Origin of the sequence: Streptomyces sp. P9-2 (assembly GCF_051903975.1) — a bacterium.
Lineage (GTDB): Bacteria > Actinomycetota > Actinomycetes > Streptomycetales > Streptomycetaceae > Streptomyces > Streptomyces cellulosae.
Window position 1 is genome coordinate 2,254,556 of record NZ_CP192633.1, and the last position, 17,497, is coordinate 2,272,052.

Annotated in this window: 11 protein-coding genes; 8 read left to right on the top strand and 3 right to left on the bottom strand. The window is 71.8% G+C overall.

The window, feature by feature from the left end; genetic code table 11:
* Positions 1-73: 73 nt before the first annotated feature.
* From ACQY0Z_RS10540 to ACQY0Z_RS10550, 3 genes are all read left to right on the top strand, one after another.
* Positions 74-1,018 carry a ComF family protein gene (locus ACQY0Z_RS10540; protein ID WP_439812154.1) on the top strand — a complete coding sequence of 315 codons (945 nt, stop codon included), beginning with the start codon at positions 74-76 and terminating at the stop codon, positions 1,016-1,018.
* 313 nt (positions 1,019-1,331) lie between these two features.
* Positions 1,332-2,024 (top strand): ribosome hibernation-promoting factor, HPF/YfiA family, encoded by a 693-nt coding sequence (gene hpf, locus ACQY0Z_RS10545; protein ID WP_189905688.1) that lies wholly within the window; start codon positions 1,332-1,334, stop codon positions 2,022-2,024.
* Between the two features lie 204 nt (positions 2,025-2,228).
* Positions 2,229-2,975, top strand: a complete 747-nt coding sequence (locus ACQY0Z_RS10550) for a response regulator (RefSeq protein WP_439812155.1) — start codon at positions 2,229-2,231, stop codon at positions 2,973-2,975.
* Between the two features lie 33 nt (positions 2,976-3,008).
* On the opposite strand, the gene ACQY0Z_RS10555 is transcribed toward ACQY0Z_RS10550, so the two are convergent.
* On the bottom strand, positions 3,009-4,196 hold the full coding sequence (locus tag ACQY0Z_RS10555; protein WP_189905683.1) for a winged helix-turn-helix domain-containing protein: 1,188 nt from the start codon (positions 4,194-4,196) through the stop codon (positions 3,009-3,011).
* Between the two features lie 48 nt (positions 4,197-4,244).
* Positions 4,245-4,814 carry a GNAT family N-acetyltransferase gene (locus ACQY0Z_RS10560; protein ID WP_189905681.1) on the bottom strand — a complete coding sequence of 190 codons (570 nt, stop codon included), beginning with the start codon at positions 4,812-4,814 and terminating at the stop codon, positions 4,245-4,247.
* A 278-nt stretch (positions 4,815-5,092) separates the two neighbouring features.
* On the opposite strand from ACQY0Z_RS10560, the gene secA reads away from it, so the two are divergent.
* On the top strand, positions 5,093-7,933 hold the full coding sequence (secA, locus tag ACQY0Z_RS10565) for a preprotein translocase subunit SecA (RefSeq protein WP_189905679.1): 2,841 nt from the start codon (positions 5,093-5,095) through the stop codon (positions 7,931-7,933).
* An 82-nt stretch (positions 7,934-8,015) separates the two neighbouring features.
* Here the strand turns inward: secA and ACQY0Z_RS10570 are convergent, their stop codons facing one another.
* Entirely contained in the window at positions 8,016-8,369 is a 354-nt protein-coding gene (locus ACQY0Z_RS10570; protein WP_189905669.1) for an Rv3235 family protein, read from the bottom strand.
* A gap of 835 nt (positions 8,370-9,204) precedes the next feature.
* Here ACQY0Z_RS10570 and ACQY0Z_RS10575 point away from each other — a divergent pair.
* The 4 genes from ACQY0Z_RS10575 (at position 9,205) to ACQY0Z_RS10590 (ending at position 17,436) form a co-directional block, all read left to right on the top strand.
* Positions 9,205-9,711, top strand: a complete 507-nt coding sequence (locus tag ACQY0Z_RS10575) for a DUF6912 family protein (protein WP_189905666.1) — start codon at positions 9,205-9,207, stop codon at positions 9,709-9,711.
* Between the two features lie 21 nt (positions 9,712-9,732).
* The gene (locus ACQY0Z_RS10580; protein WP_254588442.1) at positions 9,733-10,407 is read left to right on the top strand and encodes an HAD family hydrolase; all 675 of its coding nucleotides are present in this window, start codon (positions 9,733-9,735) and stop codon (positions 10,405-10,407) included.
* Positions 10,408-10,834: 427 nt separating this feature from the next.
* Positions 10,835-15,784 (top strand): NAD-glutamate dehydrogenase, encoded by a 4,950-nt coding sequence (locus ACQY0Z_RS10585; RefSeq protein WP_439812156.1) that lies wholly within the window; start codon positions 10,835-10,837, stop codon positions 15,782-15,784.
* Between the two features lie 131 nt (positions 15,785-15,915).
* Positions 15,916-17,436 (top strand): hypothetical protein, encoded by a 1,521-nt coding sequence (locus ACQY0Z_RS10590; RefSeq protein WP_381730910.1) that lies wholly within the window; start codon positions 15,916-15,918, stop codon positions 17,434-17,436.
* Positions 17,437-17,497 lie beyond the last annotated feature (61 nt).

Below are 17,497 nucleotides of genomic sequence, written 5' to 3' on the forward strand. Positions count from 1 at the left end.
GCGGTTTCGGTCCTGGTCACGTGGTTGTCCACAGGGGTGGCCGGGTGGCCGGGGGCGTTGGCACAGTGAGCCCATGCGGAGCTGGTGGCGGGACCTCACCGACCTGGTGCTTCCGGCCGAGTGCGGCGGATGCGGCAGGCCCCGCGCCGTGCTCTGCGACCGGTGCCGTACGGCGCTGGACGGCGGGGCGCCTCGCCGCGTGCGCCCCGCGCCCGAGCCCCGCGGACTGCCGCCCGTGCACGCGGCCGCCCCGTACGCCGACGAGGTGCGCGCCGTCCTGCTCGCCCACAAGGAGCGCGGCGCCCTGTCCCTCGCCCGGCCGCTGGGCGAGGCCCTGGCGGGCGCGGTGCGGGCGGGACTGGGAGCGCCGGCAGCGCGCGGACAGCCCGGCAACCGGGGCGACACCGCCGCGGCCGCACACGCCCCCGTACTGCTCGTCCCCGTGCCGTCCGCCCGGCGGGCCGTGCGGGCGAGGGGGCACGACCCGGCGCGGCGGATCGCGTACGCGGCGGCGGGTGAGCTGCGGCGGACGGGGGTACCCGCAGCCGTACTCGCCGCGCTGCGGCAACGGCGGCCGGTGGCCGACCAGTCGGGGCTCGGCTCGAGGCAGCGGCTGGCCAACGTCGCGGGCGCCCTAGGAGTGGGGCCGGGCTGCGCCCGGCTGCTGGGCCGGGGCCGGGTCGTGCTGGTGGACGATCTCATGACGACCGGGGCGACCCTCGCCGAGGCGGCGCGCGCGGTCAGGGCCGCACAAGGGCCGCCCGGCCCGGAAACGGAACCGGCGGAAAGGGGCCGGAAGGCATCGAGCAATTCGCGGCCCGCGTTCGTGTACCTGGGTGAGACATGGGAAGGGTCAGGACAACGGCGAACACCGCCGCCGGCGTGGAGCGGAGCGGACCGGCAGCCCGGCCGGAGGGTGAAGGAGGCGGGCCAGAAATACGCCGGCGGAACGCCCGGTGTGGTGTGCGCGGCCGTCGTGGCGGCGTCACCAGATGCGTTCGGAATACACCGAAACTGACTGAGAACTTACGTCGTTGCAGGTAATCAGAGGGTTAATTCCCCTGAATGGAGGTACGTCGCGGTAGAGGGTGACGCCATCCGTCCGCGCGAGATATGTTCGGTTGTGAGGGAAAGCCGCAGGCCACACCCCTCTGATCGGAATGCGGTGGTGCGGGCCTTTTCGCCATCACCCGCACCGGTGGACTGGAGATCTCTCGCACGGGGGAGGAGGTGGGCGTCACCGAGTCCGAGGCTCCGGACGACACCGGAGCCTGGTGCAAAAGGGAGACACATCCGCAGCGAAGCGGAGTGATCCGGGAACGGAGTTCTGCGTGGACATCGTCGTCAAGGGCCGCAAGACCGAGGTGCCCGAGCGGTTCCGGAAGCACGTGGCCGAGAAGCTGAACCTGGAGAAGATCCAGAAGCTCGATGGCAAGGTGATGAGCCTCGACGTCGAGGTGTCCAAGGAGCCCAACCCCCGACAGGCCGACCGCTGTGACCGGGTGGAGATCACGCTCCGCTCCCGCGGTCCGGTGATCCGGGCGGAGGCGGCGGCGAGCGACCCGTACGCGGCGCTCGACCTGGCAGCGGAGAAGCTGGACGCCCGGCTGCGCAAGCAGCACGACAAGCGTTTCTCACGGCGCGGCGCGCGCAGGATCCCCGCCGCCGAGGTCCCCGACCACGTGCCCGGCGTGGCCACCCTCAACGGCACCGGCGCGAGCACCGCGCGGGAAGAGGAGCAGGCGGTCCCCACCAAGAAGATCGGTTCCCTGGAGGTCCAGGGCGACGGGCCGCTGGTCGTCCGCGAGAAGACCCATGTGGCCGCCCCCATGACCCTCGACCAGGCGCTCTACGAGATGGAGCTGGTCGGGCACGACTTCTACCTCTTCGTCGACTCCGAGACCAAGGAGCCCAGCGTCGTCTACCGGCGCCACGCCTACGACTACGGCGTGATCCACCTCAGGACCGACACGATGGTCACCGAGAACCACTCCCCCGAGGCGGGCGGAACCCTCGGCGGCTGACCCGCCCGGCGACAGCACAGCAGGTGCCCCTGGTGCGCGTGTGCGCCCCCAGGGGCACCGGCGTGCCACCGCCCGGCGTCCCCACCGGCACCCCGGTGACGGTGCGGCATGGAATCATGGCGGCAGCGGCCCAACCGGTGGGCCGTTGCCTTGGGTTGGCGATGGTCAGGACCACAGGCCACAGCCTTCAGGGGGAGGAACGCGATGGCGGACAGCTTCGGACCGATGCGGGACGAGGGTGCCCACGACGGCGTCGTCGGCATGGGCCCGGACGCGGACACTCCACGCAAGGAGCCGATCAGAGTCCTTGTGGTGGACGACCACGCGCTGTTCCGCCGCGGTCTGGAGATCGTGCTCGCCGCCGAGGAGGACATCCAGGTCGTCGGCGAGGCCGGTGACGGCGCCGAGGCCGTGGAGAAGGCCGCCGATCTGCTGCCCGACATCGTCCTGATGGACGTGCGGATGCCCAAGCGGGGCGGCATCGAGGCCTGCACCTCCATCAAGGAGGTCGTCCCCAGCGCCAAGATCATCATGCTGACGATCAGCGACGAGGAGGCCGACCTCTACGACGCCATCAAGGCGGGCGCGACCGGCTATCTGCTCAAGGAGATCTCCACCGACGAGGTCTCCACCGCCATCCGCGCCGTCGCCGACGGGCAGTCGCAGATCAGCCCCTCCATGGCGTCGAAGCTGCTCACCGAGTTCAAGTCGATGATCCAGCGCACCGACGAGCGCCGGCTCGTCCCCGCGCCCCGGCTGACGGACCGCGAGCTGGAGGTCCTCAAACTCGTCGCCACGGGCATGAACAACCGGGACATCGCCAAGGAGTTGTTCATCTCCGAGAACACCGTGAAGAACCACGTGCGCAACATCCTGGAGAAGCTGCAGCTGCACTCCCGGATGGAGGCCGTGGTCTACGCGATGCGGGAGAAGATCCTCGAGATCCGCTGACCTCCGCCGAGTCGCGGGGACGCGGGACGGTGCTCAGGCGAGCAGCCGGGCCAGCTCGGCCATGAGCGGCTCGCGCAGCTCCGGCGCGTCCACCCGCTCCACCCGGACGTCCGTACAGTCCACCCAGCCCGCCGCCTCCACCAGCGCCCCCGCCACCTGCGGCACCGCACTGCGCCCGTCGAGCGTGACCTGCTTGGCGACCAGCGTGCGGCCCTCGCGTGCCGGGTCCACGCGGCCCACCAGCCGCCCGCCCGCCAGCACCGGCATCGCGAAGTAGCCGTGAATCCGCTTGGGCTTGGGGACGTACGCCTCCAGGCGGTGGGTGAAGCCGAAGATGCGCTCCGTGCGCGCCCGCTCCCAGACCAGGGAGTCGAACGGGGACAGCAGCGTCGTGCGGTGCCGGCCGCGCGGCGGCGTGGCCAGGGCCTCCGGGTCCGCCCAGGCCGGCTTGGACCAGCCCGCGACCGTGACGGGCACCAGACCCGAGTCGGCGATCACCGCGTCGACCTGCTCGCCCTTCAGCCGGTGGTAGTCCGCGATGTCCGCGCGGGTGCCCACCCCGAGCGCCCGCCCGGCGAGCCCCACCAGGCGGCGCAGGCACTCCTCGTCCGACGGCTCCTCTGCCAGCAGACCCGCCGGAACGGCCCGCTCGGCCAGGTCGTAGACCCGCTTCCAGCCGCGCCGCTCCACGCACACCACCTCGCCGTACATCAGGGCGCGTTCCACGGCGACCTTCGTGCCCGACCAGTCCCACCACTCGCTGGTGCGCTTCGCGCCGCCCAGCTCGGTGGCGGTCAGCGGCCCTTCCGTGCGGAGCTGCTTGATCACCTGGTCGTACACACCGTCGGGCAGCTCGTGGTTCCAGTGCGGGCGGGCGCGGTAGGCGCGGCGGCGGAAGGCGAAGTGCGGCCACTCCTCGACGGGGAGGACGCACGCGGCGTGCGACCAGTACTCGAACGTGTGCGCGGGCTGGTCGCCCTGCTTCCAGTACGCCTCCTCCACCGTGCGGCGGCCCACCGCGCCGAGACGGGCGTAGGGGATCAGCTCGTGCGAGCGGGCGAGGACGGAGATCGTGTCGAGCTGCACGGCGCCGAGACGGCGCAGGACGCCGCGCACACCGGCGCGGCGGTCGGGGGCGCCGAGGAGTCCCTGGGCCCGCAGGGCGATGCGGCGGGCCTCGTCGGCCGAGAGTTCCGTGGTCGGACGCGGCAGGGTCGTCATACGTCCGCACCCTAGAGGGCCCCACTGACAACGGCGGGCGCCGTGACGTCAGCCCCGGGCGGGCACGTACGGGGTGGTCGACGGAAGACCGAGGTCGGAGGGGAGGAGAGAGCCCACCCAGCCGTCCCGCAGCACCCCCTTGTTGACGAGCGAGGAGCGCAGCACGCCCTCGATCGTGAAGCCGGCCCGCTCGGCCACCGCGCGGGAGGCCGTGTTGCCGACCTCGGCGCGCCACTCCACGCGGTCGACGGACATCTCGGTGAAGGCCCAGCGGCACGCGGCGACGGTGGCCTCGGTGATGTAGCCGTTGCCGCGGTGCTCCTTGGCGCTCCAGAAGCCGACCTCGGCCGTCGCGAACGAGCGCATGGTGATGCCGAGCATCCCGGCCAGCTCCCCGGAGGGCAGGAAGACGCCGAACGTGAACATCGTGCCGTTCGCCCAGCCGTCGGGGACGCTCTGCTCGGTGAAACCGCGCGCGTGCTCGGGGAGGTACGGCGAAGGGATCGTGGTCCAGCGCTGGATGTCCGGGTCCTGGCAGATCCGGTACACCGTGTCGGTGTCCTGCGGGCCGACGGTGCGCAGGAGCAGACGGTCGGTGGTGAGCGTGACGGGTTCCATCGGGCGATTCTGCGCACGTCGCGGCGGCGGGCGCCATACCTTTCCCCAGCGGTGGTCCGATGATCACCCTGCGTGTGATTCGCCGTACGCCTGCGGCACCATCCGGGCGCCTGGGACGTTGTCCGTGTAGCAGCCGTGCCACGGTTCGGCTGCGGCGGACGGTCACCGCCCCGGCAGGCCTCCCGGCGTGACGGGGTCCTCGCATACGATGGCCGTTGCTCAGTCAGTGAAACGGAAACCGACCGTCCCAGGCCCGACCGGCAAGGAGACCAACCCCCGTGTCCGTCCTCTCGAAGATCATGCGTGCAGGCGAAGGCAAAATCCTGCGCAAGCTGCACCGCATCGCGGACCAGGTCAACTCCATCGAAGAGGACTTCGAAGGCCTCTCCGACGCCGAGCTGCGGGCCCTCACCGATGAGTACAAGCAGCGCTACGCCGACGGTGAGAGCCTGGACGACCTGCTGCCCGAGGCCTTCGCCACGGTCCGCGAGGCGGCCCGGCGCGTGCTGGGCCAGCGCCACTACGACGTGCAGATCATGGGCGGCGCGGCCCTGCACATGGGTTACGTGGCGGAAATGAAGACCGGTGAGGGCAAGACCCTCGTCGGCACGCTCCCCGCGTACCTGAACGCCCTGTCCGGCGAGGGCGTCCACATCATCACGGTCAACGACTACCTGGCCGAGCGCGACTCGGAGATGATGGGCCGCGTCCACCGCTTCCTGGGCCTGAGCGTCGGCTGCATCCTCGCCAACATGACGCCGGCCCAGCGCCGCGAGCAGTACGCGTGCGACATCACCTACGGCACGAACAACGAGTTCGGCTTCGACTACCTGCGCGACAACATGGCGTGGTCGAAGGACGAGCTGGTGCAGCGCGGCCACAACTTCGCCATCGTCGACGAGGTCGACTCGATCCTCATCGACGAGGCCCGTACGCCGCTGATCATCTCCGGCCCCGCGGACCAGGCCACCAAGTGGTACGGCGACTTCGCCAAGCTGGTGAAGCGCCTCAAGCGCGGTGAGCCGGGCAACCCGCTCAAGGGCATCGAGGAGACCGGCGACTACGACGTCGACGAGAAGAAGCGCACGGTCGCCATCCACGAGTCCGGCGTCGCCAAGGTCGAGGACTGGCTCGGCATCGACAACCTCTACGAGTCGGTGAACACGCCGCTGGTGGGCTACCTGAACAACGCCATCAAGGCGAAGGAGCTCTTCAAGAAGGACAAGGACTACGTCATCATCGACGACGAGGTCATGATCGTCGACGAGCACACCGGACGTATCCTCGCCGGCCGCCGGTACAACGAGGGCATGCACCAGGCCATCGAGGCCAAGGAGGGCGTGCCGATCAAGGACGAGAACCAGACGCTCGCCACGATCACGCTGCAGAACTTCTTCCGCCTCTACAAGCGCCACGACCACAACGGCAAGGAACTGCCGGGTCTGTCCGGCATGACCGGTACGGCGATGACCGAGGCCGCCGAGTTCCACCAGATCTACAAGCTCGGTGTGGTGCCCATCCCGACCAACCGGCCGATGATCCGCAAGGACCAGTCGGACCTGATCTACCGGACCGAGGTCGCCAAGTTCGAGGCGGTCGTCGACGACATCGAGGAGAAGCACCGCAAGGGCCAGCCGATCCTCGTCGGCACCACCTCGGTCGAGAAGTCCGAGTACCTGTCGCAGCAGCTCTCCAAGCGGGGCATCCAGCACGAGGTGCTGAACGCCAAGCACCACGAGCGTGAGGCGCAGATCGTCGCCCAGGCCGGCCGCCGCGGCGCGGTCACGGTCGCGACGAACATGGCCGGCCGTGGTACGGACATCAAGCTCGGCGGCAACCCCGAGGACCTCGCGGAGGCGGAGCTGCGGCAGCGCGGCCTCGACCCCGAGGAGCACATCGAGGAGTGGGCCGCGGCCCTGCCGGAGGCGCTGGCGCGCGCCGAGGAGGCCGTGAAGGCCGAGAAGGACGAGGTCGAGAAGCTCGGCGGCCTCTACGTGCTGGGCACGGAGCGGCACGAGTCGCGGCGTATCGACAACCAGCTGCGCGGTCGTTCCGGCCGTCAGGGCGACCCGGGCGAGTCCCGCTTCTACCTGTCGCTGGGCGACGACCTGATGCGGCTGTTCAAGGCGCAGATGGTCGAGCGTGTGATGTCCATGGCGAACGTGCCGGACGACGTGCCGATCGAGAACAAGATGGTCACCCGCGCGATCGCGTCCGCGCAGTCGCAGGTGGAGACGCAGAACTTCGAGACGCGTAAGAACGTCCTGAAGTACGACGAGGTGCTCAACCGGCAGCGCGAGGTCATCTACGGCGAGCGCCGCCGCGTCCTGGAGGGCGAGGACCTGCAGGAGCAGATCCACCACTTCATGGACGACACCATCGACGCGTACGTCCAGGCGGAGACCGCCGAGGGCTTCCCCGAGGACTGGGACCTGGACCGGCTGTGGGGCGCGTTCAAGCAGCTCTACCCGGTGAGCGTCACCGTCGAGGAGCTGGAGGAGGCGGCCGGCGACCGTGCCGGTCTGACCGCCGAGTTCATCTCCGAGTCCATCAAGGACGACATCCGCGCCCAGTACGAGGCGCGTGAGGCGCAGCTCGGCTCCGAGATCATGCGTGAGCTCGAGCGGCGGGTCGTGCTGTCGGTCCTGGACCGCAAGTGGCGCGAGCACCTCTACGAGATGGACTACCTCCAGGAGGGCATCGGCCTGCGCGCGATGGCCCAGAAGGACCCGCTGGTCGAGTACCAGCGCGAGGGCTTCGACATGTTCAGCGCGATGATGGACGGCATCAAGGAGGAGTCCGTCGGCTACCTGTTCAACCTGGAGGTCCAGGTCGAGCAGCAGGTCGAGGAGGTGCCGGTCGAGGACGTCAAGCCGACCGCCGACCTGGAGAAGCAGGACGCGGTGCCGGCGCAGGCGCGGCCGGAGATCCGGGCGAAGGGGCTGGACGCCCCGCAGCGGCGGAACCTCCACTTCTCCGCTCCCACGGTGGACGGCGAGGGCGGCACCATCGAGGGCGAGCTGGCCACCGACGACGAGCCGGTGCGCTCGCCGGCGGACGGGCTGACCCGCGCGGAGCGCCGGAAGCAGGCGCGGGGCGGGCGTCGCCGCAAGAAGTGACACGGCCGTCGCCGAACTGGCGGCGCGGTCGGCCGGGGCCGGGCACCTGAGGGTGTCCGGCCCCGGCCGTTGTGCGGCGTCCTCAGCGGGGGCCGCCGAGCTCGACGGCGGTGCAGCGCCAGCGGAGGTCCCGGCCGCGCTCCAGCCGGAACGCCATGGCGCGGAGCCTGTCCCCGGCGCCGATCCGCGCGAACGCCTCGATGGCGCCCTCCCGCGGCACGAACCACCCGATGTCCCGCACGACGGGCCGAGCCCCACGCGTCCGCAGAGGCCCACGCTCCGCGAGCCGGATGAGCTCGTCGTAGGCCTGCCCGGCACTGTGCCGCAGCATGGCGTGCACGGGGCGCTGGCCGCTGAGCACGGCGACGAGCATCTCGGCGAACCGGTCGGTGGGCCGGGGCTGCGGGACGCCCCGCAGCGCCCCGCCCGGCCGCACGGGCGCGGTGCCGTCCGGCGCCCTGTGCGCGGCCTGGGAAGGCGCTGCGACGGGCGCTGAGCCCCAGCCTTCGGGCGCGGTCCCTGCGGTCCCTGCCGACCGCGCTGAGCCCCAGCCTTCAGGCGCGGTCCCTGCGGTCCCTGCGGACCCTGCGGGCGTGCGGTGCCGGCTGCTTGGTCCCGCGCCCGCCGGCACCCGGCTCAGCGGCCCGGACACCGTGCCGTCGGGCCTCCGGCCCGGAGCGCCGGCGGGCGTGCCCGCATGCGCTCCGTCCTGGGGCTCGAGCGGCCCGCCCAGTGCTCAGGCGGCGCGGCGGACGGCGCTCCTGGCGATGAGCCCGCGCGGGCGCCGCGCGTCGATGCTCGGCCCGCTGGGCGGTTGTCCGCTGGGCGGGTGCGGCGGGGAGACGTTCCTCGGGGGCGGCCTGCGCCCGGGGAGGGGGCCAGGGACGGGCCCGCTGTGGGGACGCGTGGGGGGACTGCTGCGGGGGAGCGGCGTGGTGTTCTGCTCATGACCTTGTGCACGAGGGCCCCGTTCTGAAGGCCGGGCCGGCGGGGGAGCCGGGTACCGGGCAGTAACTTCGTGACGTGGATCTTGTACGGGGCCGTGCGGGGGCCGGGCAAGGAAGGGCGGGGCGTGCGGCGTCGGGTGGGAAGTTCACTTATCCGGGTGGTCCCGCGGCTGTCGAGCCCCTGTTCACGGGGGCGCGGTGGGTGAATCCCCGGACTCGGGGTGACGCTCCCGCGGGGGGTTACGAGGACTCGAAGGGGGACGGGCGGGACGTATTCTGAGACCTTGCCGAAGAAGTGATCCGAGCTGACGAAAGCGGCCGACCATGCGCGTCTACGTCCCCCTCACCCTCCCCGGGCTCGCCGAGGCGCACAGGACGGGGCAGCTGGGCGACGGGCCGTTCACCGCGTACGCCGTGACGCCCGCGCTGCGCGAGTGGTACGTCTCCGACGACCTCGAGGAACTGGAGTACGCCGCGCTCGGCCGCGCCGCGCTCGCCTCCCTGCGTCTCCTCGCCGCCGACCCCGCCGCGCCCCGCCGCAGGGTCGTGGTCGCCGTGGACGTGGCCGACGGCGCCGCCTCCGCCGACCCCGGCCGGGGACCGGACCCGGCCACGCTGGGCGAGGTGCGCCTCGCCGGACCCGTACGCCTCGCGAAGGCTGCCGCCGTGCACGTGGACGCGGAGGACGCCGAGGAGGACGTGGCGGCCGCCGCGCGGGCGCTGGACGCGGCGGACAAGGGGGACGACGACGCGCGGTTCGTCGTGGACGGCGCGGAGGACCACGAGCTGCTGTGGTACGCGACGCAGGAGATCCCGCAGCTCGTCTCCTGACGGCCCGGGTAGGTTTTCCGCATGGGGACGCACACGGACGCGCACATCGTCTGGGACTGGAACGGCACGCTGTTCCACGACGTCGACGCGGTCATCGGGGCGACGAACGCGGCCTTCGCCGAGCTGGGCCTCGCGCCCATCACGCCGGAGCGGTACCGGGAGCTGTACTGCGTGCCGGTGCCCCGCTTCTACGAGCGGCTGATGGGCCGGCTGCCCAGCCAGGCCGAGTGGGAGGTCATGGACGCCGTCTTCCACCGCCACTACACCGAGCACCGGGTGCGCTGCGGTCTCGCCGACGGCGTGGAGGACCTGCTCGAGGGCTGGGCGGCGGCGGGCCGCAGCCAGTCGATCCTCAGCATGTACGGGCACGAGGACCTGCTTCCGCTGGTGGAGGACTTCGGGATCTCCGCCCACTTCATACGCGTCGACGGCCGCACCGGCCCCTCCGGCGGCAGCAAGGCGGAGCACATGGTGCGCCACCTGGACGCCCTGCGCGACACCGTGGACCCGCGCCGCACGGTGGTCATCGGGGACGCGGCCGACGACGCCCTGGCCGCGCTCCACGTGGGCGCGCACGCCGTGCTCTGGACCGGCGGCTCGCACGGCCGGGCGAGCCTGGAGGCGGTCGGGGTTCCGGTGGTCGACAGCCTGAGCGAGGCCGTGGCGCAGGCGGAGCGCCTCGCGGTCCCCGCCTGACCCGGGGAGCCGGGCGCACTGTGCGAAACGTCAAAGTTCGCCCCCCGGTTTTGTACACATACGGCTCATGACGGGGCCCCTCCGGAGAGCGATAGCCTAGGCAGCGTGATCAGCGCGATAGCTCGCGGGGACCGTGCCGTCCCCGCTGTGCGCCCGGCGACCACGGAGGACATCCGTGACCGGGTGGCGACCGCTGATCCTCGCGGGCGGCACGGGACGCGGCGCACCCCAAGGGGGCAGGCGTCACGGAGAGCCACGTCACATCCGTCGGGCGCATCGAATTCCGCCGAGAAGCCCCCGCTCCTCTCACCTTGCGGCATACCGTCGGCACAGACCGGACACCCCGTGTCGTACCGCCGCACCTCAGGGTCGGAGACCGTACTTCCTTCTACGTCACGCAACGGCGCGCGACAGGAGCCAGAGGACCATGCAGACCAAGCTGGACGAAGCCAAGGCCGAGCTGCTCGATCGGGCCGCCCGGGTAGCTGAGAACAGCCCGGCCGGGGGGAAACTACCGACTGGGACAGCGGAGGGGGACACGCCCGACCGGGATGCCGTCCTCACGTTCCTCCAGCGCTACTACCTGCACACCGCCCCGGAAGACCTCACCGACCGCGACCCGGTCGACATCTTCGGGGCCGCCGCCTCGCACCGCCGGCTCGCCGAGAACCGCCCGCAGGGCACGGCGAACGTCCGGGTGCACACCCCGACCGTCGAGGAGAACGGCTGGACCTGCAGCCACTCCGTCGTCGAGGTCGTCACCGACGACATGCCCTTCCTCGTCGACTCCGTCACCAACGAGCTGACCCGCCAGGGCCGCGGCATCCACGTCGTGATCCACCCGCAGTTCGTGGTCCGCAGGGACGTCACCGGCAAGCTGATCGAGGTCCTCTCCGACCCGGTCGGCGGAGACCTCCCGCAGGACGCCCGCGACCTGCCGCACGACGCGCACGTCGAGTCCTGGATCCACGTGGAGATCGACCGCGAGACCGACCGCGGCGACCTCAAGCAGATCACCGCCGATCTGCTGCGCGTCCTCTCCGACGTCCGCGAGGCCGTCGAGGACTGGGGCAAGATGCGCCAGGCCGCCACCTCGCTGGCCGACGCCCTGCCCGACGAGCCCATGCCCGCCGACCTGCCCCCGCTGCAGGTCGAGGAGGCCCGCGAGCTGCTGCACTGGCTCGCCGACGACCACTTCACCTTCCTCGGCTACCGCGAGTACGAGCTGCGCGCCGACGACTCGCTGGCCGCCGTGCCCGGCACGGGACTCGGCATCCTGCGCTCCGACCCGCACCACGCGACCGACGAGGACCACCCGGTCAGCCCGTCCTTCGAGCGGCTGCCCGCCGACGCCCGCGCCAAGGCCCGCGAGCACAAGCTGCTCATCCTCACCAAGGCCAACAGCCGCGCCACCGTGCACCGGCCGTCGTACCTGGACTACATCGGCGTGAAGAAGTTCGACGCCGACGGCAACGTCATCGGCGAGCGCCGCTTCCTCGGACTGTTCTCCTCCGCGGCGTACACCGAGTCCGTGCGCCGTGTGCCCGTGATCCGCCGCAAGGTCGAGGACGTCCTGGAGCGGGCCGGCTTCTCCCCGCACAGCCACGACGGGCGCGACCTGCTCCAGATCCTGGAGACCTACCCGCGTGACGAGCTGTTCCAGACCCCGGTCGAGGAACTGCAGTCCATCGCCACCTCGGTGCTCTACCTCCAGGAGCGCCGCCGGCTGCGGCTGTACCTGCGCCAGGACGAGTACGGGCGCTACTACTCCGCCCTCGTCTACCTGCCGCGCGACCGCTACACCACCGCGGTGCGGCTGCGGATCATCGACATCCTCAAGGAGGAGCTCGGCGGCGTCAGCGTCGACTTCACCGCGTGGAACACCGAGTCGGTCCTCTCCCGGCTGCACTTCGTCGTCCGCGTCCCGCAGGGCACCGAACTGCGCCACCTGTCCGACAGCGACAAGGAACGCCTCGAGTCCCGGCTCGCCGAGGCCGCCCGCTCCTGGTCCGACGGCTTCTCGGAGGCGCTGACCACCGAGTTCGGCGAGGAGCGCGCCGCCGAGCTGCTGCGCCGCTACGCGGGCGCCTTCCCCGAGGGCTACAAGGCCGACCACTCCCCGCGCAGCGCCGTGGCCGACCTGGTGCGCCTGGAGGAGCTGGGCGAGCAGCACGACTTCGCGCTCAGCCTGTACGAGCCGGTGGGCGCGGCGCCGGACGAGCGCCGCTTCAAGATCTACCGCACCGGCGAGGCCGTCTCCCTGTCCGCGGTGCTGCCCGTGCTGCAGCGCCTCGGCGTCGAGGTCATCGACGAGCGGCCGTACGAGCTGCGGTGCGACGACCGCAGCGTGGCCTACATCTACGACTTCGGGCTGCGGATGCCGCAGGCGCCCGGCGGCGGGGTGGACTACCTCGGCGACGACGCCCGCGAGCGCTTCCAGGACGCCTTCGCGGCGACCTGGACCGGCAAGGCGGAGAACGACGGCTTCAACGCCCTCGTGCTGAGCGCCGGGCTGACCTGGCGCCAGGCGGTGGTGCTGCGCGCGTACGCCAAGTACCTGCGCCAGGCCGGATCCACCTTCAGCCAGGACTACATGGAGGACACCCTCCGCCACAACGTCCACACCACCCGGCTGCTGGTCTCCCTGTTCGAGGCGCGGATGTCGCCGGACCGGCAGCGCGCCGGGTACGAGCTGGTGGACGCCCTGCTGGAGGAGCTCGACGCCGCCCTCGACCAGGTCGCGAGCCTCGACGAGGACCGCATCCTGCGTTCCTTCCTCACCGTCATCAAGGCGACGCTGCGCACCAACTTCTTCCAGGAGGCGAGCGGCGGCGAGCCGCACGACTACGTCTCCATGAAGTTCGACCCGCAGGCCATCCCGGACCTGCCCGCGCCGCGCCCGGCGTACGAGATCTGGGTGTACTCGCCGCGGGTGGAGGGCGTGCACCTGCGCTTCGGCAAGGTCGCCCGTGGTGGTCTGCGCTGGTCCGACCGGCGTGAGGACTTCCGCACCGAGATCCTCGGCCTGGTCAAGGCGCAGATGGTGAAGAACACCGTCATCGTGCCGGTGGGCGCCAAGGGCGGCTTCGTCGCCAAGCAGCTGCCCGACCCGGCCGTCGACCGCGACGCGTGGATGGCCGAGGGCATCGCCTCCTACCGGACGTTCATCTCCGCGCTGCTCGACATCACCGACAACATGGTGGGCGGCGAGGTCGTGCCGCCGGCGGACGTCGTCCGGCACGACGGGGACGACACCTACCTGGTCGTCGCCGCCGACAAGGGCACCGCGACCTTCTCCGACATCGCCAACGAGGTCGCCGAGAGCTACAACTTCTGGCTCGGGGACGCCTTCGCCTCCGGCGGCTCGGCCGGCTACGACCACAAGAAGATGGGCATCACCGCCCGCGGCGCCTGGGAGTCCGTCAAGCGGCACTTCCGCGAGCTGGGCGTGGACACCCAGAGCGAGGACTTCACGGTCGTCGGCATCGGCGACATGTCCGGCGACGTGTTCGGCAACGGCATGCTGCTCAGCGAGCACATCCGTCTGGTCGCCGCCTTCGACCACCGGCACATCTTCATCGACCCGAACCCGGACGCGGCCACCGGGTACGCCGAGCGCCGCCGGCTGTTCGAGCTGCCGCGCTCGAGCTGGGCCGACTACGACACGGAGCTGATCTCCGCCGGCGGCGGCGTCTTCCCGCGCACGGCGAAGTCGATCCAGATCAACAGCCACATCCGTGAGGCGCTGGGCATCGAGGAGAAGATCTCCAAGATGACCCCGGCCGACCTGATGAAGGCCGTCCTCAGGGCGCCGGTCGACCTGCTGTGGAACGGCGGCATCGGCACCTACGTCAAGGCGTCCACCGAGTCGAACGCGGACGTCGGCGACAAGAGCAACGACGCGATCCGCGTCGACGGCAAGGACCTTCGGGTCTCCGTCGTCGGCGAGGGCGGCAACCTGGGCCTGACCCAGCTCGGCCGGATCGAGTTCGCGCTGCACGGCGGCCGGATCAACACCGACGCCATCGACAACAGCGCGGGCGTGGACACCTCCGACCACGAGGTGAACATCAAGATCCTGCTGAACGGCCTGGTCAAGGAAGGCGACATGACGGTGAAGCAGCGCAACAAGCTGCTCGCCGAGATGACCGACGAGGTCGGCCGCCTGGTGCTGCGCAACAACTACGCGCAGAACACCGCCATCGCCAACGCGCTCGCCCAGTCGAAGGACATGATCCACGCGCAGCAGCGCTTCCTGAAGCACCTGGTGCGCGAGGGCCATCTGGACCGGGCGCTGGAGTTCCTGCCCACCGACCGTCAGATCCGCGAGCGGCTCGCCTCCGGGCAGGGCCTGACCGGGCCGGAGACGGCGGTGCTGCTGGCGTACACAAAGATCACCGTCGCCGACGAGCTGCTGCACACCTCGCTGCCCGACGACCCGTACCTGAAGGGCCTGCTGCACGCGTACTTCCCGACCGCGCTGCGCGAGCAGTTCGCGGAGCACATCGACACGCATCCGCTGCGCCGTGAGATCACCACGACCGTGCTGGTCAACGACACGGTCAACACCGGCGGCACCACGTATCTGCACCGGATGCGCGAGGAGACCGGGGCATCGCTGGAGGAGATCGTCCGGGCGCAGACCGCGGCCCGCGCGATCTTCCGCTCCAACGAGGTGTGGGACGCCGTGGAGGCGCTCGACACCAAGGTCGACGCGGCCGTCCAGACCCGGATCCGGCTGCACTCCCGCCGTCTGGTGGAGCGCGGCACGCGCTGGCTGCTGAACAACCGGCCGCAGCCGCTGCAGCTCCAGGAGACGGTGTCGTTCTTCGCCGAGCGGGTGGAGCTGGTCTGGTCGCAGCTGCCGAAGCTGCTGCGCGGCGAGGACCAGGAGTGGTACCAGAAGATCTACGACGAGCTCAGCGAGGCCGGGGTCCCGGACGAGCTGGCCACGCGGGTCGCCGGGTTCTCCTCCGCCTTCCCGACGCTCGACATCGTGTCGGTGGCCGACCGGATGGGCAAGGAGCCGCTGGACGTCGCCGAGGTGTACTACGACCTCGCCGACCGGCTGCGGATCACCCAGCTGATGGACCGCATCATCGAACTGCCGCGCGCGGACCGGTGGCAGTCCATGGCCCGCGCGGCGATCCGCGAGGACCTGTACGCGGCGCACGCGGCGGTCACCGCGGACGTGCTCGCGGAGGGCGACGGCACGTCGACGCCGGAGCAGCGGTTCGCGCTGTGGGAGCAGAAGAACGCGGCGCTGCTGGGCCGGGCCCGCACCACCCTGGAGGAGATCCACAACTCCGACTCGTTCGACCTGGCCAACCTGTCGGTGGCCATGCGGACCATGCGCACGCTGCTCAGGAACTCGTAGCCCGCCGAACCCGTCGAGGGGCGCTTCGGACCTTTGCCGGTCCGGGGCGCCCCTCGCGCGTGTGTGGTGCGTTGGGCGGGAATCGGCGGCGAACCCGTGGGGACGGCGCTGTGGCGGGATAGGGCTCCCCTGTGACTGTCCGCTTCTCGTCGTCCGGCGTGTCCGGGGAGACCGGCGCCCGCCGCTCCGGGATCCGCCCGGCCGCCGTCGGCCGGGCCCTGGCCACGGGCGTCACCGGACTCGTCCTGCTCCTGCTGGTCCTGGTCGTCGTACGGCTGCCGTGGATGGGCGACCTGGGCATCCACGCGGCGACCGTGCAGCGGCTGCGGCACTCCCCGCTCGCCCCCGGCAACCCGCTCGTCGACGCGAACACCCCGAGCCCGTACTACTCGCCGTGGACGCTGGTCCTCGGCGGTGTCGCCCGGGCGACCGGCCTCGACGTGTTCGTGGTGCTGCGGCTGGCCGCCGCTGCGGGGCTGGCGCTGCTGGTCACGGGCGTGTGGCGGTACGTGCGGACGCTGAGCGCGCGCCCGGCCGCGCCGGTGCTCGCGCTGCTGTCCCTGTGGTTCCTGTGGGGCACCGAGCCGCTGCTGTGGAGCGGCTTCACCGGGCTGCACTCGCTGGCCCTGACGGCGGCCTACCCGAGCACCTTCACCCTGGGGCTCGCCTTCCACTTCTGGACCTGGCTGAGCGGGGCGGTGCGCCGGCCGGCCGGGTGGGGGGTGTGGCTGGGGCTGGGTGTGCTGTGGGCGGTGATCCTGCTCTGCCACCAGTTCTCCGGTGTGGTGGCCACGGCCGGCGCGGCAGCCACGGTGGCCGCCGCGCGTCCCGGGCACGCGGTGTGGCCCCGGCTCGGCGGGGCACTGCTGCTGGGCGTGTCGGTGCTGGGGGCATGGCCGTACTACGACTTCTACGCGCTGGCGGACGCGGGGGAGCGGCTGGAGACGGTGCACCGGGTGCTGTACGCGCACCCGGTCGCGCGGTTCGGTCTCGCGCTGCTCGGGGTGGCCGCGCTGGTCGCGCGGTGGCGGCGCGACCACCGGGACCCGCTGGTGGTGTTCTGCGCCCTTGGGGTGCTGGCCGTGGCGGCGGGCCGCGTGACCGGGCACTACTCCTGGGCGCGGGCGTTCCCGGCGGCGGTGATCCCGGCGCAGCTCGCGGCGGCGCTCGCGGTCGTGGAGGCGGGGTCGCGGCGGGTACGTGCGGTGTGGGCGGCGCTGCTCGCCGCGGCGCTGCTGGCCGGCGCCTGGGCCCAGGCGGGCGCTCTCGGGTACGTCGTCCCGGCCGACGCGCTGCCGGGGCCGGTCGCGGACACGTACCGGCGCCCGTGGCCGGGCTACGGGTGGATCACCCGCTGGGTGCGGTACGGAGACGTCGTCATGGCGGAAGGCCGGGTCGCCCGCCAGGTCCCGGCCTACGGCCCCTACACGGTCGCCCCCGGCTACCCGGACTTCTTCCTCGCCGACGAGGACCGCCGGGTCGCCGCCACGCGGGCCTACTTCGCGCCGGCCACGTCCCCGGCCGAGCGGCGGCGCATCGAGCGGGAGTACGAGGTGCGGTGGGTGCTGGACCGCCGTGGGGCGCTGGACGACCCCGGGCTGAGGGCGGTGGCGCGGGGGCCGCGGGGGGAGGTGCTGTACGCGGTGCGGTGAGGTGGGCGGGGCCCGACGGCAGCCGCATGGCCCGGTGGGCCGGGGTGGACGGTGCGGGCGG

Coding starts and splice junctions, on each gene's coding strand:
- ACQY0Z_RS10560 (WP_189905681.1), bottom strand. CDS start 4,814: ATGGAACCCGTCACGCTCACCACCGACCGTCTGCTCCTGCGCACCGTC.
- ACQY0Z_RS10575 (WP_189905666.1), top strand. CDS start 9,205: ATGCGCGTCTACGTCCCCCTCACCCTCCCCGGGCTCGCCGAGGCGCAC.
- ACQY0Z_RS10540 (WP_439812154.1), top strand. CDS start 74: ATGCGGAGCTGGTGGCGGGACCTCACCGACCTGGTGCTTCCGGCCGAG.
- ACQY0Z_RS10555 (WP_189905683.1), bottom strand. CDS start 4,196: ATGACGACCCTGCCGCGTCCGACCACGGAACTCTCGGCCGACGAGGCC.
- ACQY0Z_RS10580 (WP_254588442.1), top strand. CDS start 9,733: ATGGGGACGCACACGGACGCGCACATCGTCTGGGACTGGAACGGCACG.
- ACQY0Z_RS10550 (WP_439812155.1), top strand. CDS start 2,229: ATGGCGGACAGCTTCGGACCGATGCGGGACGAGGGTGCCCACGACGGC.
- ACQY0Z_RS10585 (WP_439812156.1), top strand. CDS start 10,835: ATGCAGACCAAGCTGGACGAAGCCAAGGCCGAGCTGCTCGATCGGGCC.